Genomic DNA, 25,753 nt, shown 5'->3' on the forward strand with positions numbered 1-25,753 from the left:
CGCCCACACCAGTCCCGCGCTGAACGCCGCGGCCGGCACGTCCGCCGTCCTCCCCGCGCCGTGCCGGAACGCCGTCGCCGCCTGGTTGCTCACGTCGAAGCTCATCTGGAGCGCGAGGAAGAGGAACGCCAGCGGCAGGTAGAGCGACCGGACGGTCAGGTCGGCGGCCTCCATCCGCGCGGACATGGCCAGCACGACGAACGGCACGATGACCCCCGCCGTCCCGGCGAGGGTCATCGGCAGCGCCAGCCGCAGCACCGCCCGCCGCAGTTCGCGCGGACCGGGCTCCGCCGGGGCGTGCGGCGCCTCAAGCACGGCGCAGCCGACCCTGGACGAGCCCGGTGAAGAGGTTGAGCTTCTGGATGTCGGCCGTGCCCTCCATGAACTCCACGCCGCGGGCGTCCCGCGCCAGCTTGTCCAGGAGCGGATGCTCCAGGCGCGCGCCCGGCCCGAAGCAGGCGAGCGCCTCCAGCGCGGCGTCCTCGGCGAGCCGCGACGCGCGCGCCTTCGCGGCCGACGCGAGGTACCCGGCGGCGCGGTCGCCGGCGTCCACTGCGACGGCGGAACGCCAGACGAGCTGCCGGACCGCGGTGATGCGGCGCCCGATCCGGTCCTGCCGGTCGCGCTCGCCGGCGGTGAGCGCGCGCCGGCCGTCCCGGACGTACTCGTGCGCGGCGCGGGCGATGCCGAGCGCGAACGCGGCCACGCCCGGCCGCAGCCGGTTGAGTCCCTGGACGGCGCTCCACATGCCGCGCTGGGTGGGCTTGAGGTGCCGGCCGAGCACCCTGCCGGGCGGCACGGGGACCTCGTCGAGGTCGACGGCGGCGATCTGGAGTCCGCGCAGCCCGACGGTGTCCAGCGGCTCGGCCCGGAAGCCCTTCGCGGACGTCTCCACGAGGACCGCGGTCACGCCGAGCGGCCCCGGGCGCGTGCGGGCGAAGACGATGCCGAGGTCGGCGCGCGCCGCGCCGCCGATGTAGCGCTTGGCGCCGGTGAGCAGGTACCCGCCCGCGCCGTCGGGGGCGAGCGCGGTCCGCATGGCGCCCGCGTCGGATCCGCGGTCGGGCTCGGTCAGCGCGGAGAACGTCCAGGTGGGACGCTCCAGGATCCGGGAGTAGAACCATTCCTTCTGCTCGTCGTCGCCGAGCGACTCCATCAGCACGCCCGAGATCACCGGGCCCGGAGCGGCGAGCAGCACGCCCGCGTCGCCGACGGCGATCTCCTCGGCGAACACCACCCGCTCCAGGGTGCCGGTGCCGTAGAAGCTGTACCCGTCCACGACGATGGGATCGGGGTTGTACTCGGCGGGAACCGGCATCCGCGACAGGTAGGTGACGATGGGAACGTCCAGGTGGCGGCGGATGGCCTCCGGGTCGCGGTCGAGTTCCAGGGCCAGCGGCCGCAGGTCCCGCGCCCACTCGCGCGCCCGGCGCCGGATGGCGCTCGTCCGCTCGTCCAGCTCGATCATGCGTCCTCCCCGCCGTCCCGCGCCGGGCCGGCGTAGACGTCGGCGATCAGTTCGGAGATCCGGGCGGCCTGGCCCGGGCCGGCCGCCAGGAAGCTCGACGCCCCCAGCAGGCGCAGCAGCATCCGGTCGGCGGCGGTGATCTGCTCGTGCAGGTGGGCGAGGGCGCTCGCGCCGAGCGGCTCCGGGCCAGGGGGTTGCGGGCCGTCCAGCATCGCGCCGATCTCCAGGTGCTCGATCAGCGCGTCGGCGACCCGCCCCTTGACCATCTGCTGGTGGAGCAGTTTGGCGTCGCCGGCGCTGCGGCTCCCCAGGTACTCCAGGCAGGCGTCGAGGAGCCGTTCGGAGAGCCCCCACCGCAGCCAGGCGAGCCCGAGCACCCATCGCGGGTGCGTCTCCCCGCGCGCACTCCCCTCGCATCGCAGGGCGACGACGGTGCCGCCTTCCGGAACCTCCAGGGTGTGCAGAACGGTCTCCTTCTCGCGGTCGCGGGGAACGACGGCGCCTCCCGCCCACAGCGACGGGCATCCGTCCGCCAGCTCGGCGGGGACCACGGCGTGCCCGCCGGGGCCGCAGGGCAGCGCGTCCCCGAGGACCGCGCCGTGCAGCCGCGAGATCGCGGGCATGAGGCCCTCGGCGCGCGCGAGCCGCCGGATCTCCGCACCGTCGCGCAGAGAACCGCCGCCGTCGCGGGCCGCGGGCTCCCCCGCGGGGACGGTCGTCGTGGCCTTCATGACTCTCCCTCCACGTCGATCGTGGCGGCGCACAGGTACCCGAGCGCGCGGTCGTAGTCGGCGATGATCAGGCGGTGCGGGTCCCCGTCCGCCACGAGGCCGGGGAGCACCTCGGCCAGCAGGGCCCAGGGTCCGGTGCACGGGCGTCCCGGAGGCGCGCGGAGGACGTCGGCGCCGGGCGGGACGTCCCGCACCGGGTGGATCCCGTGGCCGGTGATCAGCGTGGTCCGTGCCGCGCCGGGCGGTTCGCGCTCCAGCAGCGCCTCGATCTCCGCGCGGACCCGCTCCGGCGGCACGCCGTTGAGGCGCGCGGCCGACGGCGCGCTCGCGGGCCCGTCGGGGCCGAGGAGCAGCGCCACGACGGCGTCCGCGGCGGGCGCGTCGTCGAGCCCGGCGGCCGTGTGCAGGAGGAGCCGCTGGTCGAGCATGACGACCAGGACGTTCTGGAACGCCGCCGCCCGGGTGTACTCGGCGGCCGCCTGAAGGCCGGTGAACGCCGCGGCGACGCCCTGGTCGGAGATGGTGAACGCCAGCGGGTCGCCCGGCAGGGCGTCGGCCAGGAAGCACGACGGCGAGCGGCGCGGCACCGAGTCCGGCCCGACGTTGACGACCAGGACCATGTCCATCGCCCCGGCGAACGGCGGCAGCGACGGCAGGACGTCCTGCACCATCCCGGTGAAGGTGTTGCGCGTCGCGCCGACGAGGACGCCGGGGTCGAAGGGCACGCCGTAGGGCAGGGCGAGGTCGGCCTGGAACTGGTCCAGCCGCGACTCGACGACGTCGGGCCGGAGCGGACCGCCCGGCCCGAACGTCCGGTTCACCAGGCCCGAGAGCCGCAGCGGCCGGCGCCCGGCCGGCGCGTCCCCGGCACCGGCCGGGCGCGCGGACGTGGCGAGGTACATCGCGCCTACTCCCCGGCCTGTTCCGCGGCCTGCTCCTCGACATAGGCGGCGAGCGTGCCGACCGTCTCGAAGTGGTGCTGCTCCAGGGTGCCGGTGTCGAACTCGATGCCGATCTCCTCCTCGATCGTCATGAGCAGCCCCAGCACGGTCGTGGAGTCGAGCCCGAGCTCGTCGAAGAGCCTGCTGTCCTCGCCGATGACGGCGGCGTCGATCTCCATCGCCTCGGCGAGCGAGTCGACGATCGTGGCGACCACCCGGCCGCGGGGCGCGTCCCCGCCGCCCGGCTCCGTCACGCCGGTGTCCAGGGTCGTGTTCTCGGTCACGGTGCTTCCACCTCTCTTGTCGTGCGCGTTCGGCGGGCGACGCTCACCGGGACGCCTCGGGCAGCGCCGACGGCTCGTGCAGCCGCTGCCGCGCCAGGAGGTCCTCCGGCAGGTCGCGTTCTCGGATGAGGAGGTCCCGGCCCTCGTGGACGAGCACCTCCGCGGGGTAGCCGTGGCTGAGGAAGTGCACCGGCGACGCCGTCGGGCCGTACGCCCCGGACCGGTGGACGCCGATCAGGTCCCCCGGGCGGACGGACGGCAGCGGCACCTTCCGGCCCAGCGTGTCGTTCGGCGTGCAGAGCGGGCCGGTGACGGTCCACTCCTCCGTCGCGGGCTCGTCGAGCCGGTTGAGCAGGGCCATCGGGAAGTTGCGCTTGACGAACGACCCGATCCCCACCGCCGCCATGTGGTGGTGGGTGCCGCCGTCCGCCACCGCGAAGCGCTCCCCCATCGACTCCTTGACGTAGCGGACCCCCGCCACGTAGGTGCCGGCCTCGGCGGTCAGATACCGCCCCAGCTCCATGACCAGCCTGGTCTCCGGATGCCGGGCGGCGAACGCGTCGATCACCGGGTTGAGCCGGGCGGTCAGCGCCGCCGCGTCCAGGTCCGGCTCCCCGTCGAAGTAGCCGACGCCGAGGCCGCCGCCGACGTCGACCATGCGCAGCGGGAACCCGTGCCGCCGGGACAGGCGCTCCGCCAGGTCGAGGATCCGCGCGGTGTTCTCCACCACCACGTCCTCGCTGAGGATGCGCGTGCCCATGTAGACGTGCACGCCCATCAGGCGGACCGAGGGATGGCGCGCCGCCAGCCCCTCCTCGGCGAAGACCTGCTCCTCGTCGATGCCGAACTGGCGGGGCTTGCCCCCCATGGCGAGCCCGGACCGCTTGACCGCGAAGCTCGGGTTGACGCGCAGCGCGACCGGCGCGACCGCGCCGCGGGCGCGGGCCAGCCCGTCCACCAGCGCCAGCTCCGGGAGGGACTCGCACACGATGGCGTGGACGCCCTCGTCGAGGCACGCCTCCAGCTCGGCGCGGCTCTTGCCGGGCCCGAGGAAGATGATGTCCGCCGGGTCCACGCCCGCCCGCAGCGCCGTCCTCAGCTCGGTCAGCGAGGACACCTCCGCCCGCGCGCCGAGCGAGCGGAGCAGCGCGCAGATCGAGACGTTCGGGTTGGCCTTGAGCGAGAAGAAGATCTCCATGGCCGGGGACAGCCGGTCCCGCAGCCCGCGGTAGCGGTCCCGCAGCACGTCGCCGTCGTAGACGAAGAACGGGGTGCCGTACCGTTCCGCCAGCTCCGAGACCGGGATGCCCTGGACCTGGAATTCACTGGATTCGGTTGCCATCTTGAGTCCTCTCCGAGAGCGCGGCGAGCCGATGACCGATCTCGGTGTCCAGCACGGCCGTGCGGGCGGCCGAGTCCGCGACCACCACCCCGTACAGCCGTCCCTCGAACGTCGAGCCGGGGGCCGCCTCGGCGGGGGCGGCCGCGTTGACCGTCGCGTAGTTGTTGACGAGCAGCCCGGTCCCGGCGGACGGGTCGAACAGCGCGTCCGCCAGCGCGGCCCGCACCTCGCCGAACGGGAGCCGGCGGCCGAGGCGGACCGGGTAGTGGCGGACCAGCGCCGTCCTCCCCGCGCCGATGAACGCCTCCTGGACCGACGCCAGGTAGGTCGACATGTTGTTGCGCGCGTTGATCTCCACGACGGGATACAGGCCGCCGTCGGGATCGACCATCGCGTCCACCCCCACGACCCCGTGGTAGCCGTCGCCCGCGAGGCACTCGCCCAGCCGCCGGGAGACGTCCTCCAGCTCGGCGGCCTGGGGCGGCGCGAGCCCCGCCGGGATCCGGTGGCCCTTGTGCACCCCGTTCTCCGTGAGGGCCTCCTTGACGAAGTCGAAGTGGACGCCGCCGCTCCGGGCCACGGTGAACTGGTAGTTGAGGTCGGCGGCCTTGGCGACCCACTCCTCGACGACGACCGCGACCCGGTCGTCGCCGGACCGCTCGCCGCGGCGCGCCATCATGCGGTGGAGCCGGTCGAGGCGGCGCTCGTCCCCGACCACCTCGATGCCCTTGCCGGAGACGCCGAAGGCGTCCTTGACGACGACGGCGCGGCCGGTTCGCAGCACGGCGCGGGCGGCGGTGAGCGCCGCCGCCAGCTCGGCCAGGGTCTCGCAGGTCCAGCCGCGCGCCTGGCGCAGCCCGAGCTGATCCGCGAGCCGGCGGCTGTAGATCTTGCTGTTGACCGCCTTGCAGACCGCCGCGGACGGCGCGGCCAGCGGGACGCCGGCCCGTGCCGACAGCCGTTCCTCCAGCTCGGACACCCCGTGCGGGAACAGGACCGCGCCCCGCTCGGCGAGGCGGCCGAGTTCGCCGAGCAGCCGCGGGTCCGCCAGGGCGTCCTCGGTGACGACGCGCCGCGGGTCCTGTTCGGCCGCCACGAGCAGGTCCGGCAGACCGAACCCGAGTTCCTCCAGGTAGGCCAGGTAGTCGGGGTCGGGCGCGGCCTTCAGCACGACGTGGTCGCCCTTGCCCGCGAGCAGCACGGCGAACTCGTCCATGCGGTTGACGACGGCGCCGCCGCTCCCGAACGGGAGCCTCGGCAGCCCCGCCTCGCCGCGGGCCCACTGGTCCTCGACCTCGAAGTTGCCGAGGAACACCAGCCCGCTGCGGGCGTCGCCGGCGACGGCCGCCTTCAGCCGGTCGCCGAAGCTCCGCGAAACCTTGCGCATGTTCACCCCTCAGTGCTCCAGGACCATCGCCGAGAACGTCGCGCCGAGCCCGACCGTGGCGAGCAGGTACCGGTCCCCCGGGGCCAGCCGGCCGAGGTCGCGCGCCGTCCGGTAGTTGATGAAGGGGTCGGCGCAGAAGCAGTGGCCGGTGACGGGGACGTTGTCGAGGAAGATCCGGTCCAGGGGGAACCCGAGCCGCCTGGCCACGCGCTCCCAGGAGATCCGGTTCACGTTGTGCGGGAACACCCACGCGACGTCGTCCAGGCCGAGCCCGGCGGTGTCCAGCGCGGCCAGCATCACCTCGGCGAGGGCCTCGGTGTAGACCTGCTGGAACTCGGCGGTCAGCTCGTCGGCCACCGCGTTGAAGCGGCCGTGCGTCCGCGCCGCGTACCCGAGCACCACGTCCCGCTCGTCGCGGGTCCCGACGAGCACGGCGGCGCCGCCCTCGCCGTTGATCGCGGTCCCCGGCACCGTCCTGGCCGCCTCGGTGTAGGTCTTCTCGCCGGTGAGGACCAGGGCCAGCGCGTCGGGGTCGCCGTCGGCGGCCAGCATCTTGCCGCACAGGTCGACGGCGAGCAGCCCGGACGCGCAGGCGTGGTGGGTCAGCGCGAACGCCGTCGCGTGCTCCAGCCCGAGCGCGTCCCGCACGTCGTGCACCGGGTTCACCGGATAGGGGGCGACGACCGGCATGGTCCGCGCCTGGACGACGTAGCGGACGTGCTGCTCCCTGCCGCGCAGCGCGTCGAGCTTGTCGACCGTGGCCATCAGCAGGTCGGTCACCGTGCCGTCCGGCTCGCGGCAGATCTCGGCGAGGCCGAAGAACCGCCGGAAGACCTTGATCTCCGCGGGGGCCAGGCCGAGCTCCTCGCCGACCCGCTCGATGGGCACCCGGTGCGCCGGCAGGTAGGCGGCCACCGCCTCCAGCGAGGTCATCGGGCGTCTCCGGGCGAGCCGGTCCGCGCCGCCAGCCCCTCGATGTGCGCGGCGAGCCCGTCGATCGTCGGGTGGTCCCACACGACCGTCGGCTCCAGGACGATGCCGGTGTGGTCCTCGAGGTCGCCGCAGAGGATCAGCGCGTAGACCGAGTCGAGGCCGTAGGCGGTCAGCCGGGCCGCCGGGTCGATGGAGCCGGGGTCGCGCTCGGCGTAGTGGGCCACCCGTTCCCGCAGCCAGTCGCGCAGGCCGGTGACCGGTGACGTCGGGCCGGGACTGTTCATCACTCTCTCCTTGGCGTCGGTGGATGGGGGGCGCCGCGCGGGCGGCGCCGTCACGGCGGCCCGTGCCCGGGCAGCGGCCGGTTCGCCAGGCCGAACGTGCGCCGGTCGCGCTGCCGGGCGAAGACCTCCGCCGACAGCCGGCCCGCCTGGTGCTTGGGCGCCGGGCCGGGGTCGCGGCCGATCCGCTCGGCGATGCGCCGCAGCGCGGCCACGGCCCACGCGGGGTCGCGGAGGAACGGGTCGTCGCCGTCCCGGTTGTGGATCCAGACGTTCAGGCAGGCGATGGCCGCGAGGACGGCGGCGTACCGCGCCGCGAGCTGCAGGGCCTCGGGGCGGGCCGCCACGGTGAGGTCGCGGGGCGCGAGCGCCGCGCAGTCGTTGCGCAGGTCGTCGAACTCCGCGGCGAAGACCAGCGCGAGGCAGCGCAGCGCGGGGTCCAGGCCGGGGTCGTCGAGGGCGGTCGCCAGCGAGGTGCTGAACGTGTCGCGCCCGCCCGAGCCGATCGACAGCCGGTCGAACGGGAGCGGCGGCAGCGGCCCGTCCAGGCGGAACAGCTCCGCGGGCGCCTCGGCCTCGCCGGGCCAGGCCCTGCGCGCCAGCCGGGGGAGCTGCGGCAGGACCGTGCCCAGGCAGGCGACGCGGGCGGCGTGCCCGAACCCGGCGGGCGCGAGGTCGCGCAGCAGCTTCTGGAAGATGCCGTACGCGCCGTCCCGGAGGTAGGACTGCGCCCCCAGAACCTGCCCGAGCCGGTTCATCGCGTCCATCAGGAGCGTGGCCACGAAGTACTTGGCCGAGGAGGCGTACAGGCTGGCCTCCCCCGGCAGCAGGTGCACCGAGCGCGCCACCGCCGTCGCCATGCAGTCGCAGACGAGCAGATCGGTGAACGCGTCGCCGATGATCCCGCTGATGTGCGGCATCGCGGCGGCGGGGCGGCCGTACAGGACGCGTTCGGCCGCGAACCGCGCGGCGGCGTCGAGACCGCCCTCCAGGACGCCCGCCGCCATCGCGGGCAGCGCGGTGCGGGTGAGCTGGAAGGACCGCAGCGCCGTCTCCATGCCGAGGCCGGGCCGGCCCAGCACGGCGTCGGCGGGGACCGGGCAGTCGTGGAACTCCAGGCCGCCGAGCTGCACGCCCCGCATCCCCGCGCTGTGGAAGCGCGGCAGATCGGTCAGGGCCCCCGGCGGCAGGTCCGCCTTCTCGACCAGCAGCTGGGAGTGGCTGCGGCTGCCGGGGTCGGTGGACGTGCGGGCGAACAGCACCATGGCCGCCGCGCGCCGCGCGTTGGTGACGACCTCCTTGCGCCCGTTGAGCCGCAGCCGCCCGTCCGGTCCGGGCAGCGCGGAGAACTCGGCGCGGGCGAAGTCGTTGCCGTGGGCGAGCTCGTGGTACACCGACGCGACCCGGCGGCCGGACAGCAGCAGGTCGGCCGCGCGGCGGCGCTGGGCGGGGTCCCCGGCCGTCCAGACGTTCACTCCGGCGATGAAGCTGCTCGCGCCGTACCCGAGGCCGAGGCACGGGTCGCGGCGGAAGACCGCCCGCATCACCTCGATCAGGCGGTCCAGGCGGGTCAGCCGCCCGCCGAGCTCCGCCGGCACGAACTCGGCGTTCAGGCCGTACTCGTCCAGGGCCCGCTCCCCGTCGGCGAACATCTCCCCCGCCTCGTCCGCGGCGAGGACGGCGGCGTGGCCGAGGGGGTTGGCCGGGTCCCACGGGTCGCCGAGGCGCCGGTCCAGGTCGGCGGGGCCGGGGTGCGCGGCGGTTCCGGTCATCGGGCTCCCCCCAGCCGCGGGCCGACCGGGCGGCCGGCCGCGACGGCGTCGAGAAGCCGGTCGAACACCTCTTCCTCGGCCGGCCGGCCGAGGGGGCGCAGCGACCGCAGCACGAGCGCCAGGCACGCCTCCGGCCACAGCGGATCGTCGCCGCGTGCCCGGTTGTGCGTCCACAGGCGCAGGACGGCCGCGCCGGCCAGGCACAGCTCGTACCGCCGGGCCAGGGCGAAGTGCTCGGGCGGGACGTCGCGCGCGGCGGGCCGCACGAGCGCCAGCGCGCCGTGCAGGCGGTCGCAGCGGTTGGTGAGCTCGTCGGCGAGTTCGGCCAGCCGTACCGGGGCCTCGCCCCGTGCCGCCATGGCGTGCAGCTCGACGGTCGTGGCGCGCAGGCCGCGGGTGAGGCTGCACCCGCCGCGGGAGAGCAGCGTGAGCCGGTCGAGCGCGGCGGCGGGCGGCGCCGACGACAGGTCGGCGGCCCGGCGCAGCTCGTCCTCGTGGGCCCCGCCCCGCCGGTGGCCGGCGGCCAGCAGCGGGAAGTGGTTGATCAGGGCGTGCTGGTTGACCAGGGTGCTGCCGTCGAAGATGCCGACCACCCGGTGGTCGCGTTCGAGCTTCTGGAACGCGCCGTGCTCGTGGACCCCGGTCAGGAAGGCGCGGGCGCCGAGGATCTCGCCGCAGGCCGCGAGCAGCGCGTCGACGCGGGCCGGCACGAACGACTTCACCGCGGCGGAGACCACGGCCATCTCCTCGGGCAGCGTGTGCACGAGCCGGGTCCCGAGGACGCTGACGGCCTCGGCCGTGAACAGGGCCGCGTAGCACTCGCCGAGTGTGCGCCGCACGTGCGGCAGCTCGATGAGCCGGTGCCCGTACAGGTCGCGCTGGGCGGCGAAACCGGTCGCCAGCCGCAGCGCCTGGTCCGCCGCGCCGAGCGACAGGGCGGCGCAGACCGTCCGGGTCAGCTGCAGCGCCTTGAGGACCGTCTCCAGCCCGCCGCCCTCCGCACCGACCAGGGCGTCCGCGGGGACCGGGCAGTCGTCGAGGGCGAACCCGCTGATGTCGGCGCCGCGGATGCCGAGCGTGCGCACCTTGGGCAGGTGCCGGTAGCGGTCGGCGGGCAGCCGCCGCTTGTCCGCGAGCAGCAGGCTGAACCCGCGCTCCCCGCCCTCGGCGGACGTGCGGACGAGCAGGCAGAGCACCGAGCCGCGGGTGGCGTTGTTGATCAGCCATTTCTCGCCGCGGACGCGGTAGCCGGCGCCCTCCCGCGCCGCGGTCATCTCGCCCGCCAGCAGGTCGCTGCCGTGGCCGCGCTCGGTCAGCCCCCAGGACACCGGGACGCCGGCCATGATGTCCGCGCCGAGCGCCCGCGCCTGCTCCGGGGTGCCGGCGACCCACACGGACGCGCCGCCGAGGAACGACTTGGCGTGGCCGATCGCCACGGACAGGTCGCGCCGCGCCACCGACCGCACCGCCGCGAGCAGGTCGTCGTAGCGGGTCAGCGCACCGCCGTGCTCCGCCGGGACGTACAGCCGCGGCAGGCCGAGCCGGTCGAGGTCGCCGCAGATCCGCGCGGGGAACTCCTCGCGCCGGTCCAGCTCCGCGGACCCGGCGTAGGAGATCAGCGCGCCGGGGTCGGCGGGGTCGCCCAGCGCGCGTTCGAACCCGTCCAGGTCCACCCCGCCGGCGTCGATGAGGAGGCCGGGCGCCGTCACCGGGCCCCCTCGACGACCGCGCGCACCGCCGGGGACAGGTCCGCGTGGACGGCGTCGAGCCGCCCCTTCAGGAAGTCCTCGCGCATCAGCCGGCGCTGGATCTTGCCGCTCGTGGTCCGCGCGATCCCGCCCGGCCGGACGAGCACGACGCCCCGCGCGGGCACGCCGAAGTCCGCAGCGACCCGGTCCCGGATCGCGGCGACGATCTCCGCGAGGCCGGCGGGGTCGACGCCGCGGGCCCGGCACTCCCGGACGATCACGACCTGCTCGTCCGGCGCCGGCACCGAGAAGGCCGCGGCCACGCCGCGCGCGAGCGCCGGATGCGCGTCGCGCGTGGCGGCCTCCAGGTCCTGCGGGTACAGGTTGCGGCCGCGGACGATGATCAGCTCCTTGCATCGGCCGGTGACATAGAGCTCGCCCTCGTACAGGACACCAAGGTCGCCGGTGCGCAGGAAGCCGCCCTCGCCGTCAGCGGCGACGGCGCCGAACACCTCCGCCGTCTCCTCGGGCCGCTCCCAGTAGCCGCGGGCGACGTTGCGGCCGCGGACCCAGATCTCGCCCACCCGCCCGTCCGGGAGGACCTCGCCGGAGTCCGGGTCGCAGATCCGCGCCTCCACCGGTCCCGGCCTGCCGCAGCCGACCAGCGGCTGCGCGGCGGGGTCGCCGGCGGCCGGGACGAACTCGCCGCGTTCGAGCGCGGCGGGGTCCACCGGGCTGACCACGGGCGACCGGTAGGCGTTGCCCGAGACGACGAGCGTGGCCTCCGCCATCCCGTACCCGGGCAGCATGGCCGAGGGGCGCAGCCCGGCCGCCGCGAACCGCTCGGTGAACCGGCGGACGGTCGCGGCCCGGATCGGCTCGGCGCCGTTCACCGCCAGCCGCCACCGCGAGAGGTCGAGCCCGGCGAGCTCCTCGTCGGTGACCCGGTCGACGCACATGTCGTAGGCGAAGTTCGGGGCGGGCGAGGTGTCGACGTCGTGCCGGTCGATCAGCGCCAGCCAGGACGCGGGGCGCTTGAGGAAGGCCAGCGGCGGCATGAGCACGCTCCGGGTGCCGATCACGAGGGGGGTGAGCAGCGTCCCGATCAGCCCGAAGTCGTGGTACATGGGCAGCCAGCCGCCGACGGCCCGGTCGGGGTCGACGCCGGTGAGCCGCGCGAAGTTCCGGGCGTTGACGAGCAGGTTGGCGTGGTCGACCACGACGCCCTTCGGGGCGTCGGTCGAGCCCGAGGTGTACTGCAGCAGGGCCGGCGCCCGGGGGTCGGCGGGCGGCCTGCGCCACGCGTCCGCCCCGGGCAGGTCCTCGGAGTCGGGGCTGAGCAGGTCGAGCCCCTCCAGGTCCTGCTCCTTGGCCCAGGAGGAGACCAGGTCGCGGTCGGTGCCGTCGGCCAGGACCGCGGCGACCCGCGCGTCCCGCGCGATGGCGGCCAGCCGCCGCGCCTGCCGGCGGTACCCGTCGGGCGGCGGCGCCGACACCGGGATCATGCCCGCGTACATGCAGGCCAGGAAGGCGCGCGCGAACCCCGGCCCGGTCGGTTGCAGCACCAGCACCCGCTCGCCGGCGGCGAACCGGTCCTGCAGCAGCGCCGCCGCGCGCCGGGCGCCGGTGTCCAGTTCCGCGTAGGTGAGGGTCTCCTCGGACCCGGGGCGGAGCGGGTCCGCGCTGTGGACCACCGCGACCCGGTCCCCGTGCTCGTGCACTCTCGCGCTCATGAGGTCGACGAAGCTCGTGTGCTCGTGCATCCGCTGCCAGCCTCCATCGGGCGAAACGTTCGAGTGACGAGCGTGGCCCGGCGGCGGCGCGCCGAGGAAGCCACAAACGAGCGCGCCATGGATCTGCACGATCGGCATGCCCGAACAGGCACGCGGACGGCGGCGGCCCGGCGCTGAGCTGCCACGACGGTGCTCGCACGAAGGGGCATGGGCCGATGTCCTGCCCGAACGGGCAGTCCCGCGGCGGGCGGTGCGCGGTCTAGCGTGCGGAGCCATGAGGGCTGCGAGTCATGAGGGCGGAGCATGAGGCCCGGCATCGCCGAGCTGGTGGACATCGCGGCGCGGGCCGCGGTCGCGGCGGGGGAACCGCTCGCCGGCCGGTTCCGGGCGGGCGCCGACGCGGACCGCAAGCCGGGCGTCCATGCCCATGACCTGGTGACGCGCGCCGACGCCGAGACCGAGTCCGCCGTCCGGTCCATGCTGACCGCCGCGTGCCCGGGCTCCGTCGTCGTCGGCGAGGAGACCGGACGAGGCGGCGGCAACGGCGGCAGAGACGGCGGCTCCCGCGCTTCCGGGGCGCCGGAGGTCCGCTGGATCGTGGATCCGATCGACGGCACGAACAACTTCGTCCGGGGCGTCCCGCTGTTCTGCGTGTCCATCGGGGTCCGGCTGGCCGACGGCACGGCGGGCGGATGCGTCTACGACCCCGTCCACGGGGAGTTGTTCACCGCGGTTCCCGGCGGCCTGCGGCTGAACGGCGGCCCGCCGCCCCCGGTGCGCGGGCCGGCAGACGTGCCGCTGGTGCTCACCGACGTCCCCCGGCCGGGCGTCCCGCCCGATCCCGGGGAGCTGGAGCTGTTCGCGTCGCTGGTGGAGGCCGCCGACGTGCGGCGCATCGGCTCCTGCGCGCTGGCCCTGGCGTACGTCGCCTGCGGCCGCGCGGACGTGGCGGCGGTCGCCGACGCGTTCGTCTGGGACACCGCCGCCGGCACCGCCCTGGTCGCCGCCGCCGGAGGCGGGTTCGCCGCCGCGCCGGAGCCGCGCGCCGACCGGCCCGGCGGCATCACGGCGTGGGCGCCCGGCTCCGCCGCCCTCGGACGCAGGGTGGCGGCGGCCCTCGGCGCGGGAGAAGGGACGGACGGCTGATGCGCGACCACACGATGGTGTTCATCGGAGGGCTGCACCGCAGCGGGACCACGCTGCTGGCGTCCATCATGACCGGCCACCCCGAGATCAGCGGGTTCCACCGCACCGGGGCCCCGGAGGACGAGGGCCAGCACCTGCAGACCGTCTGCCCCATCGACGAGCACCACGGAGGGCCCGGGCGCTTCGCCCGCGCGGCGGAGGCGCACATGACCGAGAGCTCGCCGCTGGCGCTGCCGGGCCCGGCCCGCCGCCTGCGCCGGCAGTGGGAGCGCTACTGGGACCTGACGCGCCCCGTCCTGCTGGAGAAGTCGCCGCCCAACCTCCTGCGCTTCCGCTTCCTGCAGGAGGTCTTCCCGGGCGCGAAGTTCATCCTGGTGATGCGGCACCCCGTGCCGGTCGGCCTGAGCACCCGCAAGTGGGCTCCGGCGCTCACGGTCCGGGACGTCCTGGAGCACTGGCTGCACGCCTACGACATCGCGTCCAAGGACGCGACGTTCCTGCGGGAGGTCATGACGGTCCGCTACGAGGACCTCACCTCCCGCCCGGAGGAGACCATGGCGGAGGTAGCGGCGTTCACGGGCGTCGGCCCGGGCTTCGACACCGGGCGCGTCGACCCGGAGGGGAACCGGCGCTACTTCGACCAGTGGCGGGGCCTCCTATCGGCCGGCGGTCTCGAAGGCGAGATCGCGGGGCTGGAGGAGGGGTTCAACGCCTACGGATACAGCCTGTCCGCCGCCGACTCCGGGGAGCCGCGATGCCGTCCGTCCTGGTGATCCATGGGACCGGCGGCCCCCGCCGGTCCGCGGAGTCCCTCCGGCTGGAGTGGCGCACCTCGATGCAGGACGCCCTCGTCCTCGCGGGAGCGCCGGCCGGCCTCCTCGACGACCCCGGCGCCGTCGGCGTCGTCGGCCTCGACGGGCTCGGCGCGCCGGCGGGCCCGCCGTCCCCGACGCCCTGGGAGGAGGCGGTCCTGCGAGGCTGGCTGCGGTCGGCGGTGTTCGACGACGCGGCCGTGGGGCCGCCGCTGACCGCCCTCGGCCGGTCCCGCTACTTCGCCGGCCTGCCGCCGGAGGAGCTCCTGGACACGGTGCGGACGATGACCGCGTACCTGCTGGAGGACGAGGGCGGCGAACGGGCGGTGCGCCTGGTCCGCGCGGCGCTCACGCCGGACGTCCGGGTGGTCGTCGGGTTCTCGCTCGGCTCCGTCCCGGCGTTCGACGCCGTGGCCGGTGAGCCCGGCCGCGCGCTCGTCACGGTCGGCTCACCGCTCGCCCTGCGCGACCGGCCGGACCTCCCCGGCGGGCCGCGGCGGCGGCGCCGCCCCATCGCCGCGCCCTGGCTCAACCTGGTGGACGCGGCGGACGCGCTCGCGGGCGGCGACGGGCTCGCGGGCCGCTACGGCGAGGCCGTGCGGGACGTCTTCCTCGACTGCGACCCCCGCCTGCGCGCACCGCGGCCCTACGCGGCCACCGCCGAGTTCGGTCAGGCGCTCTCCGAGGCAGCGGGCCTCGCCGCGGCGGGGACCGCGGCGGCGGGCTCGAACCGCCCGGCGAGCGGAACGAGCACCAGGACGAACGCGGCCGAGGCCAGGTAGCACACCCAGTAGCCGCTCACCGGCGCCACGGCGGCGGCCAGCCCGGTCCCGGCCACGGCTCCGGCGTAGTTGAAGACCCCGACCCGCGCAACGGCGACGCCCTGCCCGACCGGGTCGTGGCGGGCCGCCGCCGCGTACGCGCACGGGGCGACCGCGCACAGGCCGAACCCCGCGGCCGCGAAACCGGCGATGGCCGGCCACGGGCCCGGCGCCGCGGCCGCGGCCGCCAGGCCCAGCGCGGCCACGAGGGCGCCGCGCCGGACGAGCCACGCCGCGCCCCGGCGGCGCACCACGCGGTCGGCCAGCGCCCGCCCGGTGACGGTCGCGGCGGCGAACGCGGTCAGGGCCAGCGGCGCGACCGCGTCCGCGCCGCCCAGCTCGTCCCGGACGTACTTGACGGCGAACCCCGCGATCCCTCCCTCGGCCACGTACGCGGCGGCGAGCAGGGCGCCGAGGACCAGCAGCGGGCGCCACGGCACCCCGAGCGCCGCCGCGCGGGCGCGGGCCCGCTCCGCCGCGGGTCCGAGCGGGTTCTCCCGGGCCCTGGACAGGATCGCCCCGGTCGTCGCCACCGCGACCGCCAGTCCCACCAGCGCCGGGACGAGGAATCCCGCGGCCAGGGAGAGGCCGAGGCGGTTGGCCAGCGCGCCCCAGAGCGAACCGGCGATGCTCATCCCGCTGAACACCGCGAAGAAGCCGTTGACCAGGGACCGGCCCTCGTGCCTCTCGATCGCCACGGCCTGCGCGTTCAGCGCCGCCTCGATCATGCCGAGCGAGGTCCCGAACAGCGCGACCGCGGCGGTGAGCGGCGCGGCCCCCCGGACCGTGCCGAGCAGGACGACCGCGGCGAAGAACAGCGGCTGGGCGCAGCGCAGGACGAGCCCGGACCCCTTGCGGCCGCACAGCCTCGCCGCCCCGAGGCCGCCGGCGACCGCCAGCACCGGGACCAGCGCCACCAGTACGCCGATGCCCTGGTCGCTCAGCCCGTTCTCGTGCTGGACCTGCGGGACGCGGGCCATGACGGTGGAGAAGGCGAGGGCCTCGGCGGCGTAGACGGTCGAGATCGCGTACCGCGCCCGCCGGACCACCGCCGCCGGCACGGGAGAGGGGATGATCGCTGCGCGCATCACTTCCCCCTTTTACACTAATTCGTCGGGCACCAGGCCGAGTCGCGACGGAGGCTGGAGACGGTGGGTTCCGTGGGCTTGCGCTTCGCCGTGCTGGGACCGCTGTCCGTCGAGGTGGACGGCGCGCCCGTGCCGCCTCCCCGCTCGCCGATCCTGCGCGGCCTGCTCGGGGCCCTGCTCGTCGCCGCGCCGGACGCCCTGCCCGCGGACCGCCTCGTCGAACTCGCCTGGGCCGGAGGTCCCGAGGAGGTCAGGCCGGGGTCGGTGCAGGTGGGCGTCTCCCGGCTGCGGCAGTGGCTCAGGCGGATCGACCCGGCGCCGGAGCCCGGCTGGACCCTCGACCACGACGGCTCGGGATACCGCCTCACCCTCCCGGCCGCCGCCGTCGACCTCGGCCGCTTCCGCTCGCTCGTGGACCGGGCCGGCGCCGCCGAGGGCGCCGCGGACAAGGCGGAGCTGCTCGAGTCGGCCCTCGCGCTCTGGCGCGGGCCCCTGCTGGCGGACCTGCCCCGCACCGGCCCCTCCGACCCCCTGCTGCGCGCGGTCACCGAGGAGGTCCACTCCGCCGCCGCGGAGCTGACCGCGGCGGCGGTGGCGGCGGGACGCGCGGGCACGGTCCTCGACCGCGTCGCCGCGCTGGCGGAGGCGTCCCCGCTGGACGAGCGGCTGGAGTCGGGCGTGATCGAGCTGCTCGCGGCCGACGGGCGCACCGCCGAGGCGCTGCGCCGGTACCAGGCGTACCGGGAGAGCGTCACGGCGGAGCTGGGCGTGGATCCGGGGGCGCGCGTCCAGGCGGCGTACCTCGCCGCGCTGTCCAAGGACGACCGGCCGCGGGAGGCCGTCCGGGCGGCCCGGCTGCCCGTCCCGGCGCAGCTGCCTCCCCTCATCCCGGACTTCACCGGCCGGGAGGACCAGGTCACGGCGCTGACCGGGCTGCTGTCGGCCCGCGAGTCCGCGCCGGTCGCGGTGATCACGGGCATGGGCGGGGTGGGGAAGACCACGCTGGCCCTGCACGTGGCGCACCGGCTGGTCTCGCGCTTCCCCGGCGGGCAGCTCTACGCGCGGCTGCGCACCGCCGACGGGGAACCGGTGGACGTGGCGCAGGTGCTCGGCGGCTTCCTGCGGGCCTTCGGCGTCCGCGGGCAGGACGTGCCGCGGTCCCTGGAGGACCGGGCCGCGCTCTACCGGACGGTCCTCGCCGGCCACCGGGTCCTGGTCCTGCTCGACGACGCGTCCGCCGAGAGCCAGGTCCGCCCGCTGCTGCCCGGCGCGCCGGGCAGCGCGGTCCTGGTCACCGGCCGGTTCCCGCTCACCGGCCTGGAGGGGGCCGGCCACCTCGCCCTCGACGTCTTCGACGCCGGGCAGGCCGTCGCGCTGCTCGGCCGCATCATCGGCGCGGAGCGGATCGGCGCCGATCCCGCGACCGCCGCCGAGGTCGCCCGGCTGTGCGGGGGCATACCGCTGGCCGTCCGCATCGCCGGGTCCCGGGTGGCGGGCAGGCCGCACCGGACGCTCGCGTGGCTGGCCGACTCGCTGCGCGACGAGCGGCACCGGCTGGACGAGCTGACCGCGGGCGACCTCGCCGTGCGCACCTCGTTCCGGCTCAGCTACCAGCGGCTCCCCGGCCCGGCCAAGCGGCTGTTCCGGCTGCTCGGCCTGCTGGAGGCCCCCGACTTCGCCGGCTGGGTCGCGGCCGCGCTGCTCGGCGGCTCCCACCGGGCGGCCCGGGCCCACCTGGAGACCCTGATCGACGCCCAGCTCCTCGTGGCCACCGGCACCGGCGCCGGCGGGGAGCCGCGCTACCGCTACCACGACCTCGTCCGGATCTACGCCCGCGAGCTCGCGGCCCGGGAGGAGTCCGCGGCGGAGCGGCTCGCGGCCGTGCGGCGCGCCCTCGGCGCCTGGCTGCGGCTGGCCGAGCGCGCCGCGGAGCGGATACCGGGCCCCTGCTACGCGGCCCTCCACGGACCGGCGCCCCGGTACGAGCTGCCCGCCGAGGTGACGGAGCGCCTGCTGGCCGATTCCATGGCCTGGTTCGACACGGAACGGGCCGCGATGGCGGCCGCGGTGGAGCAGGCCTGCGAGCTGGAGCTGGCCGGGTTCGCCTGGGACCTGGCGGCGTCGATGGAGAAGTACCTCGACATGAGGAGCCTGACGCAGGACTGGGTGCCGCTGCACCGCAGGGCGATGGCGCTGTGCGCCGCGGCCGGCGACCGGCTCGGCGAGGCCGTCCTCCTGCGGGGCCTGATCGACATGACGACCTGGATCTCCACCGAGGAGACCGGCAACGCGATGGCCACCTCCTACGCCGAGGCCAGCCGGCTGCTGCGCCTGTTCGAGGAGGCCGGCGAGCGGCGGGGGATGGCGGACGCCCTGGTGGCGCAGTGCTGGGGGCTGATCGCCCGCGGCGACTCCGAGCAGGCGCTGGAGAGCGCGCGGGAGGCGCTGCGGCTGGCCCAGGAGACCGACCACCTGGGCGGCGAGGCGCGGGCGCACCTGATGATGGGCATCGCCTGCGGGGAGGGGCGCCCGCAGCCGGCCGCCCGGCACCTGACGCGGTGCCTGGCGCTCGCCCGGCTGCTCGGCAACCCCCGGTTCGAGGCCACCGCGATGCAGTTCCTCGGCGCCGCGCACTGCCTGACCGGACGCATCGAGAGCGGCCACGAGCTGCTCGTGGACTCGCTGCGCGTCTGCCACGAGCTCGGGGACCACTACGCGGAGGCGTTCTCCCTGCTCTACCTCTCCAAGCTCTACGCGGCCCTCGGCGACGAGCGGGCGCTCCCGACGGTGAACTCGGTGCTGTTCCTCAGCCGCCGCCACGGGTTCGGGCACCATCTCGCCGACGCCCTGAAGGTCCTCGGCGAGCTCGACCTGGCGGCGGGCCGGCTCGCGTCGGCCCGGCTGCACCTGGAGGAGTCGGCGCGCCTGTGGCGGACGCGCGGCTGGGACGCCTTCCTCGCCGACACGCTCCGCGTGCTCGGCTCGGTCCACTCGGAGCAGGGCGACGAAGCCGCCGCCAAGAAGGTCTGGGGCGAGGCGGTCAGCGTCTACGAGCGCCTGGGGGACGCCGCGGCGGCGGCCGAGACGAGCGCGCTCCTCGACGAGCGCTGACCCCGTCGCCCGCCGGCCGCCGGCCCGCGGTCAGCACCCGCACGCGCCCGCCCAGTCCCCCGCGGCCAGGCGCATGCCCAGCTCGAACCGGCTGCGCACGCCGAGGGCGTCCATCGTCCTGTTGACGTGGCGCTGGACGGTGCGCCGGGAGATGCCGAGCTCTTTGGCGACCACGGCGTCCGTGGCGCCCGCGGCCAGCCGGCCGAGTATCTCCTCCTGCAGGTGGACCGCCGGGTCGGCCTCCTCGTCGGGCAGTCGAGCGTGCCCCCAGTGACATTCGAATGCCTCGACGAGTTCCGCGATCCGGTCGGCGCCCCGCACGACGCCCGCCCGGCCGCGCTCGTCGGCGTGGACGCCGACGACGCGGTCCGCCACCACGAGGAACGCCGACAGGTCGGCGCGGACCCGGACGCCGCGGGCGCGGCGGCGGCCGGCCTCGCGGACGACGACCCGCATCCCCCGGCGGGCCGCCGGCCGCACGGGCCGGCCGAAGCGCTCCCATTCCTCGCCGGTGCCCGGGAACATCACGAGGAGTTCCTCGCGCGCCGTGGCGAGGCACGCCCGGGCAATGGCGCGGTCAATGGACGGACGCGGGCCGTCCATTGGGCATTGGGCGACGGTTTTCCGTGCGGTCGTCATGCGCTTGGCGGGAGCCACCCGGCCATACTGGCAAATGGCGCATACAAAACGCTTACCGGTTCCGCGCCGACGGCTCGCCGACCATGCCCGCCCTGATCGCGGTGACGACCGCGGCGGTCCTGTTGGGCGCGCCGAGCTTGAGCAGGACACTGGTCACGAGCCGCTTGGCCCCGTGGTCGGAGATGCCGAGCCGGCGCGCGATCTGCTTGTTGCTCAGCCCCTCGGCCAGCAGGTTCAGGGTCTCCTGCTCGCGCGCGGTGAGCCGGACCGGGCGCGGAGCCCGCTCCGGCGGCGGCGATCCGGCGCGGGAGAGCAGCTCGCGGGCCAGCCGGGCCGGCATCGGCACCTCTCCGCGCACCATGCGCTCGATCGATTCGCCCAGCGACTCGGCGGTGATCTCCTGCTGGACGAGGAAGCCGTCGGCCCCCATCGAGGCCAGGAGCGAGGCCTCGCGCGCCTCCGTCTGGTCGAGCAGGACGAGCACCTTCGCGGACCGGCCCGCGGCGCCGGGCGGCACCTCGCCGAGCCATCCCGTCTCGGCGCCGGTCAGGATGATCACGTCGGTCTCCCCCGAGCCGGCGAGCATGCCCGCCTCCGCCCTGCTCCTGCACCGCCGCACGGCCCCGACGCCCGCGACGCCGCGGAGCACGTCCTCCAGCCCGCGGGCCAGGACCTCGTTGCCGATGTCGATCGCCACTCTGAGGCCCGCCGCCTCCTGCCGCCGGGCGCCCCCGATGCTGTGCCTCATCGTCACCACTCCTCTGTCCCCCTGTGGCCCGTACCGGGCCTTGTCATGACAACGCACACGACGCCCCACAGCAAGCTCGGTGTCACTTTTCAGACATGAAGTCACCAATTCCGACCTGTTTGGTTTACTACACGCCGGCACCGCAGTTCCCAAAAGCCGAAAAAGGCTCAAACTGGCCAGACCCAGCCAATTCTGGCAAGCCACTCCGGGCGCAACTTATGATCAAGAGGAGAAGTACGGAACTCGATCAACGCGGTTCACCGGGATGCGAGGCAACCCTCCTTCATGCGTTCCACGTTTCCATCGGCCGTACGGCACTGGCCCCTTGCCCTCATCACGACCACGGTCGCCGCCAGCACCGGCGCCACCGTGCTCGCGGTCACCCGGTCCGGTGAGGGCGGGGTCGTCTTCCCCGCCGCCGTCATCATGCTGACCTCCGCCTTCTTCACCAGCGGGATGCTGCTGGCCCACCAGCGACCCTCGCGCGGACTCGGACTCCTGCTCATCGTCGCCGGCCTGACCTGGCCGCTGCGCTTGCTGGACCCCGCCGGGCAGGGCGCCGCCCACGAGCTCACGCTGCTCGGCCGCGCGCTGCCCGCCCCGCTCGCGGTCGGCGTCCTGCTCGCCTTCCCCGAGTTCCGGCTCGCCGACCGGCTGGAGCGCGCCACCGTCGCGCTGACCCTGCTCCTGCCCCTGACGCTCTACGCCGACTACCACGCCATGGACCGCAGCCGCTTCGAGCCCTGCCTGTCCTGCGTCTCCATGGGGTGGAGGGCCGAGGGCCCCGTCGCGGTGCTCGCGCACGCGCACGTCGTCGCGGTCGCCGTGCTCGTCGTCCTGGTCCTGGTGCGCCGCTGGTCGCGCTCGTGCTGGCGGCGCGAGCTCTACCCCGCGTGGACCCTCGGGATCCTGATCGGACTGCACCTGGCCATCGAGCCGCTGCTGCCCTACCTCCTCCCGTTCTCCGTCACCGGGCGGCTGCGGCTCCCGCTGAACGCTGCCGCGGTCGCCCTCCAGGTCCTGCTGGCGATCACGGTCGCCGGCGGCCTGCTGCGCATGTGGCTGGCGCGCAACGCCACCAAGCTGGACACCCTCCGCCGCGCGGCCGAGGCGCAGGTCGACCAGGTGCGCCGGCGGCTGCAGCGCGACCTGCACGACGGCGCGCAGTTCCGGATGCTCAACGCGATGCTCGCCGTCCAGATCGCCCGCGACCACCTGCCGGCGGGCGGCGCCGGGGAGGCCCGCGCACAACTCGACAGCGCCGCGGCCGAACTGCAGCGGGCGCTGGAGGAGCTGCGCAGGCTCTCCCGCGGACGCCGCCCCGCACTGCTCCAGCGGGGCCTCGACGGCGCCCTGCGCGAACTCGCCGAGGCGGCGCCGCTGCCGGTCACCCTGACCGGGCAGGCGCCCGCCGGACTCGATGTGGAGCTGTCCGCGACCGCCTACTTCCTGGTCGCCGAGGGACTGACCAACGCCGTCCGGCACGCCCGGGCCCGCGCCGTCACCGTGAGCCTGCGGCAGCGCGGCGGCACGCTGCGGGTGTCCGTCGAGGACGACGGCATCGGCCAGGCGGCCCCGGACGGCAGGGGGCTGTCCGGTCTCGCCGAACGGGTGTCGGCGATCGGGGGTACCTTCGATGTCGTCAGCACCGCGGGGCAGGGCACGTCGATCATCGGGGAATTCTCTTGCGCGTCATCATCGCCGACGACGCGGTCCTGATCCGCGACGGCATCGCGGCACTGCTCTCCCAGCGCGGCGTCGAGGTCGTCGCGACGGTCGGCGACGCCGAGGAGCTGCTCGACGAGGTGCGGCGGCTCCCCCCGGACGTGGTGATCCTCGACATCCGGATGCCCCCCACGTTCACCGGCGAGGGGCTGATGGCGGCGCAGGAGATCAGGGCGCGGCATCCGGACGTCGCCGTGCTGCTCTTCTCCCTGCACATCGACATCGAGTACGCGCTCAACCTGGTCAACGGCGGCGAGGGCCATGTCGGCTACCTGCTGAAGGAGCGCGTCGTCGACGTCTCCCAGCTCGTCGGCGCGCTGCACCGGGTCGTCGAGGGCGGCGCCGTCATCGACCCGGTCATCGTCGAGGAGCTCATGGCCAGGCAGCAGGCCGCCGGGCCGGTGGGCCGGCTGGCGCCGCGGGAGCGGGAGGTGCTCGCGCTGATGGCGGAGGGGCTCACCAACCAGGCCATCGCCGAGCGCCTGAACCTGCGGCCCAAGACGGTCGAGAGCTACGTGACCGCCATCCTGGAGCGGCTCGACATCCCGCACGACGCGGGCCTTCACCGGCGGGTGCGGGCGGTCCTGCTCTTCCTCCAGGCGCAATGACTCCAGCGCGGTGACCGGCCCGGGGACACCGGGGAATCCCCTCTCGGGTTCCCCAGGCTGCCCCGGTTACGGGGCCGGCCCGCGGTCCGTACTCTCGTCGGCGTCGCAGACCACTGGAGGAATCCATGGCCACGGGCCGTCGGGGGCTCACCCTTGCGCCGACTCCCCCATCCGCAGCCGCTCGACCGTTACCGTCCGCCGCGGCGGCGGGCCGCCGGCGGGCCGGCGAACTCCTGGACTCGGCGCGGCGCGAGGTCCTCGTCCTGCAACCCCAGGGGTTCGAGGCTCCCCCGCCGCCGGATCGCCGCGGCGTCAGCACGCGCGTCGTGCTGGCGTACGGCCTCCCCCTGTACCTCGCCATCGTGGACCGGGAGGTCGCGGCCCTGGCCTGGGAACCGCGCCTGACGGACTGGATCCGCGTCGACGCGCCCGCCGGCGCGGTCGCCTCGCTGCTCGCCATCTTCGAGCGGTACTGGCGCGACGCCGCCGAGGACACCGGGGAGGACGCGGTCCTCGCCCCCGTCCACCTGCACGTGCTGCGGCTCCTCGCGACCGGGATGGCCGACAAGGAGATCGCCGCGAGCCTCGGCAGCTCCACCCGGACCGTGCAGCGCCACGTGACGACGATCATGAACGTGCTCCGCGTCCGGAGCCGGCTCGAGCTGGGCTTCGTCTGGCGCACGATGTCCGGCCGGACGGCGCCCGAGCGGTCCGCCGCCGGCTGGACCGTGCACGGCCGCCCCGCCGCCGGGCGCACCCTGGACGAACGGGCAGGCCCATCGGGCAGGGCGATCGTGCGGGCCCGGACGGGCGGCCCATCCGTCCGCCCGTAGGCGTGCCCGTTCCGGCGTTACGGAGGCGCCCTCGCCCCGCCGAAGATGAACACCCACCGGACACGGCGACTTCACGCCCCTCGGGCGGAGACAGGGCGAATGGCACACGATTCCCGCGGCTCCCATGGCGGACCGATCCGCATCGGCACCGTGATCATGCATCATCCCCGGCGCGCGGAGCGGCTGCGCGCGCTCACCGCGTCGTTCGGCGCGCTCCGGCCGCGGATCGTGCGCGATCCCGACCCGGACGCCGCGCCGAGCCCGCTGCGCACCGCCAAACGGGCATGGGCGGCGATCGACGACGACTCCACGCACCACCTGGTGCTGCAGGACGACGTCGTGCCCGCCCCGGGATTCGCCCGGCACCTGCACGAGGTCGTCGCCGCGCATCCCGACCACGGCATCGCCATGTACTCCCACTGGAACAGCCCGCACAACTCCTACCTCGCGCGCCGGGGGGCCGTGGCCGGCACGGCGTGCGTCCCGCTCTCCGCGACGGAGTGGACGCCCACCCAGGGGCTCGTCCTGCCCGTGGCCGCGGCGCGGCGGCTCGCCGCCCACCTGGCCGGCGTCCCCGACGAGGCGCAGGACGACGACGAGCAGGTGGTGGTCTTCTGCCGCCGGGAGGGCGTCCCCGTCGTGGCCACCGTGCCGCACCTGCTCGACCACGGCCACGATCCGACGATCGTCGGCCACCACGGCCGCCTGCACTCGACGGTCTTCGCCCCCCGCGCGGCCGTCCCCGACGGGCACTGGTCCACCGCCGGACACCTCGAACCCGGCCCGTACGCCGTCGAACTGCTGGACTCCCGCTGCGGCGTCCGGCTCATGGACCGCGAGCCCGTCGAGCACAAGTTCGGCTGGTACTGGTACGACGCCTGCGCGCTCACCGGCCGGGACCCGGAGGCGGTGCTCGCCGAGGCGGCGCCGCGCATGGGCCGGCTGCCCGGCCGGCTCGTCCGCCCGGCGACCGAGGTGTGGGCGGCCGGGTTCCTGCTCGGCGCGGACGTGGCGTCCGCCGGCGCGCCGCCACCGGGCGGCGGCCCCCTGACCCGGACGGCGGTCGAGACCTGGGTCGACTCGGGGCTGTCCGAGGACGACCACGCCGTGGCCGGGCGGGCGGGCCGGACGGCGCTCGCCGACCTCGGAGTCGCGGCGGTGCGCGCGGGGCTGGTCGCGGCGCGCGGCGGCCTCGCGGCGATCGGAGGCCGCCATGCGGGCTGACCTCGACCGCCACGTCCGGGCGATGGCCGTCCGGGAGGCGGAGTGCGCGCTGCTGACCCCGCCGTTCGCGGCCACGGACGCGGACGCTCCGGCGGTACGGGTCGACCTGGTCGGCTGCCCGGTGTGCGGCGCCGCCGGCGCGTCCCGCCCGTGGCCGCACCCGTTCCGCGAGACCGGCGCGGACCTGCCCTCCCTCTCCATGCTCGCCTGCGAGTCGGTCACGGCGCGGGCGGTCCTGCCGATCGCGGCGGCCGTCCAGCGCCTCCCGGAGCTGCGCGCCGCGTCCTTCGCGACCCGCGCGGTCACCTGGCTGGGCCTCACCGGGCTGCCTCCGGCCGACGCGCTGGCCCGGGTGGACGCGGCGGAGCGGTGGGCGCTCGGCGAGGACCCGGCCGCCCCGCCGGGCCCGCCCGTGCCGCGGACCCTGCCCGCCTCCAC

At 75.6% G+C, this 25,753-nt stretch carries 24 protein-coding genes; 9 read left to right on the forward strand and 15 right to left on the reverse strand.

From position 1 onward, the window contains the following. The 12 genes from ETD96_RS12670 to ETD96_RS12725 form a co-directional block, all read right to left on the reverse strand. On the reverse strand, window positions 1-315 hold a 315-nt coding region (locus tag ETD96_RS12670; protein WP_205719235.1), incomplete at its 3' end, for a hypothetical protein. Continuing rightward, the gene (locus ETD96_RS12675) at window positions 308-1,468 is read right to left on the reverse strand and encodes an acyl-CoA dehydrogenase family protein (RefSeq protein ID WP_138636521.1); all 1,161 of its coding nucleotides are present in this window, start codon (window positions 1,466-1,468) and stop codon (window positions 308-310) included. The genes ETD96_RS12675 and ETD96_RS12670, both read right to left, overlap by 8 nt. After that, complete coding sequence (locus ETD96_RS12680; protein WP_138636522.1) at window positions 1,465-2,199, reverse strand: hypothetical protein; 735 nt, start codon at window positions 2,197-2,199, stop codon at window positions 1,465-1,467. The genes ETD96_RS12675 and ETD96_RS12680 overlap by 4 nt, the downstream gene beginning before the upstream one ends. Beyond that, entirely contained in the window at window positions 2,196-3,101 is a 906-nt protein-coding gene (locus ETD96_RS12685; RefSeq protein ID WP_138636523.1) for a hypothetical protein, read from the reverse strand. The genes ETD96_RS12680 and ETD96_RS12685 overlap by 4 nt, the downstream gene beginning before the upstream one ends. 5 nt (window positions 3,102-3,106) lie before the next feature. Further along, window positions 3,107-3,424, reverse strand: coding sequence for an acyl carrier protein (locus tag ETD96_RS12690; protein ID WP_205719236.1), 318 nt, complete (start codon window positions 3,422-3,424; stop codon window positions 3,107-3,109). Window positions 3,425-3,467: 43 nt separating this feature from the next. After that, on the reverse strand, window positions 3,468-4,766 hold the full coding sequence (locus ETD96_RS12695; protein ID WP_138636524.1) for a type III PLP-dependent enzyme: 1,299 nt from the start codon (window positions 4,764-4,766) through the stop codon (window positions 3,468-3,470). After that, window positions 4,747-6,153: a preATP grasp domain-containing protein gene (locus ETD96_RS12700; RefSeq protein WP_138636525.1), complete on the reverse strand. Its 1,407-nt coding sequence runs from the start codon at window positions 6,151-6,153 to the stop codon at window positions 4,747-4,749. Before ETD96_RS12700 ends, ETD96_RS12695 begins: the two co-directional genes overlap by 20 nt. 9 nt (window positions 6,154-6,162) lie before the next feature. Then, window positions 6,163-7,086, reverse strand: a complete 924-nt coding sequence (locus ETD96_RS12705; RefSeq protein ID WP_138636526.1) for a ketoacyl-ACP synthase III family protein — start codon at window positions 7,084-7,086, stop codon at window positions 6,163-6,165. Beyond that, entirely contained in the window at window positions 7,083-7,370 is a 288-nt protein-coding gene (locus tag ETD96_RS12710) for an acyl carrier protein (protein ID WP_138636527.1), read from the reverse strand. Before ETD96_RS12710 ends, ETD96_RS12705 begins: the two co-directional genes overlap by 4 nt. 50 nt (window positions 7,371-7,420) lie before the next feature. After that, complete coding sequence (locus ETD96_RS12715; protein WP_138636528.1) at window positions 7,421-9,139, reverse strand: acyl-CoA dehydrogenase family protein; 1,719 nt, start codon at window positions 9,137-9,139, stop codon at window positions 7,421-7,423. Continuing rightward, window positions 9,136-10,848 (reverse strand): acyl-CoA dehydrogenase family protein, encoded by a 1,713-nt coding sequence (locus ETD96_RS12720; RefSeq protein ID WP_171068998.1) that lies wholly within the window; start codon window positions 10,846-10,848, stop codon window positions 9,136-9,138. Before ETD96_RS12720 ends, ETD96_RS12715 begins: the two co-directional genes overlap by 4 nt. Beyond that, on the reverse strand, window positions 10,845-12,590 hold the full coding sequence (locus ETD96_RS12725) for a fatty acyl-AMP ligase (protein ID WP_171068999.1): 1,746 nt from the start codon (window positions 12,588-12,590) through the stop codon (window positions 10,845-10,847). Before ETD96_RS12725 ends, ETD96_RS12720 begins: the two co-directional genes overlap by 4 nt. A 273-nt stretch (window positions 12,591-12,863) precedes the next feature. On the opposite strand from ETD96_RS12725, the gene ETD96_RS12730 reads away from it, so the two are divergent. From ETD96_RS12730 to ETD96_RS12740, 3 genes are read left to right on the forward strand one after another with little or no spacing between them, the layout of a single operon-like run. Next, window positions 12,864-13,706, forward strand: coding sequence for an inositol monophosphatase family protein (locus ETD96_RS12730; RefSeq protein WP_138636531.1), 843 nt, complete (start codon window positions 12,864-12,866; stop codon window positions 13,704-13,706). Beyond that, window positions 13,706-14,479 (forward strand): sulfotransferase family protein, encoded by a 774-nt coding sequence (locus ETD96_RS12735; RefSeq protein ID WP_138636532.1) that lies wholly within the window; start codon window positions 13,706-13,708, stop codon window positions 14,477-14,479. Before ETD96_RS12730 ends, ETD96_RS12735 begins: the two co-directional genes overlap by 1 nt. After that, entirely contained in the window at window positions 14,461-15,300 is an 840-nt protein-coding gene (locus tag ETD96_RS12740; RefSeq protein WP_138636533.1) for a hypothetical protein, read from the forward strand. Before ETD96_RS12735 ends, ETD96_RS12740 begins: the two co-directional genes overlap by 19 nt. Here the strand turns inward: ETD96_RS12740 and ETD96_RS12745 are convergent. Next, window positions 15,189-16,427, reverse strand: a complete 1,239-nt coding sequence (locus tag ETD96_RS12745; RefSeq protein ID WP_138636534.1) for an MFS transporter — start codon at window positions 16,425-16,427, stop codon at window positions 15,189-15,191. The two genes, ETD96_RS12740 and ETD96_RS12745, sit on opposite strands and share 112 nt — an antisense overlap. A gap of 72 nt (window positions 16,428-16,499) precedes the next feature. On the opposite strand from ETD96_RS12745, the gene ETD96_RS12750 reads away from it, so the two are divergent. Next, window positions 16,500-19,538: an ATP-binding protein gene (locus ETD96_RS12750; protein ID WP_138636535.1), complete on the forward strand. Its 3,039-nt coding sequence runs from the start codon at window positions 16,500-16,502 to the stop codon at window positions 19,536-19,538. Window positions 19,539-19,568: 30 nt separating this feature from the next. Here the strand turns inward: ETD96_RS12750 and ETD96_RS12755 are convergent, their stop codons facing one another. Then, on the reverse strand, window positions 19,569-20,063 hold the full coding sequence (locus tag ETD96_RS12755) for a helix-turn-helix transcriptional regulator (RefSeq protein ID WP_240807572.1): 495 nt from the start codon (window positions 20,061-20,063) through the stop codon (window positions 19,569-19,571). Window positions 20,064-20,229: 166 nt separating this feature from the next. After that, window positions 20,230-20,925, reverse strand: a complete 696-nt coding sequence (locus tag ETD96_RS12760; protein WP_138636537.1) for a response regulator transcription factor — start codon at window positions 20,923-20,925, stop codon at window positions 20,230-20,232. A gap of 285 nt (window positions 20,926-21,210) precedes the next feature. On the opposite strand from ETD96_RS12760, the gene ETD96_RS12765 reads away from it, so the two are divergent. The 5 genes from ETD96_RS12765 to ETD96_RS12785 form a co-directional block, all read left to right on the forward strand. Further along, complete coding sequence (locus tag ETD96_RS12765) at window positions 21,211-22,644, forward strand: sensor histidine kinase (RefSeq protein ID WP_138636538.1); 1,434 nt, start codon at window positions 21,211-21,213, stop codon at window positions 22,642-22,644. Beyond that, a complete protein-coding gene (locus ETD96_RS12770; protein WP_138636539.1) occupies window positions 22,611-23,258 on the forward strand; it encodes a response regulator transcription factor in 648 nt (215 codons plus the stop codon). The genes ETD96_RS12765 and ETD96_RS12770 overlap by 34 nt, the downstream gene beginning before the upstream one ends. Before the next feature lie 125 nt (window positions 23,259-23,383). Continuing rightward, complete coding sequence (locus ETD96_RS12775) at window positions 23,384-24,091, forward strand: helix-turn-helix transcriptional regulator (protein ID WP_138636540.1); 708 nt, start codon at window positions 23,384-23,386, stop codon at window positions 24,089-24,091. Window positions 24,092-24,190: 99 nt separating this feature from the next. Next, window positions 24,191-25,315 carry a hypothetical protein gene (locus ETD96_RS12780; protein WP_138636541.1) on the forward strand — a complete coding sequence of 375 codons (1,125 nt, stop codon included), beginning with the start codon at window positions 24,191-24,193 and terminating at the stop codon, window positions 25,313-25,315. Further along, the coding region (locus ETD96_RS12785; protein WP_138636542.1) for a hypothetical protein at window positions 25,305-25,753 on the forward strand (449 nt) is incomplete at its 3' end. The genes ETD96_RS12780 and ETD96_RS12785, both read left to right, overlap by 11 nt.

It is taken from the genome of Actinomadura geliboluensis (assembly GCF_005889745.1).
GTDB classification, from domain to species: Bacteria; Actinomycetota; Actinomycetes; order Streptosporangiales; family Streptosporangiaceae; genus Spirillospora; species Spirillospora geliboluensis.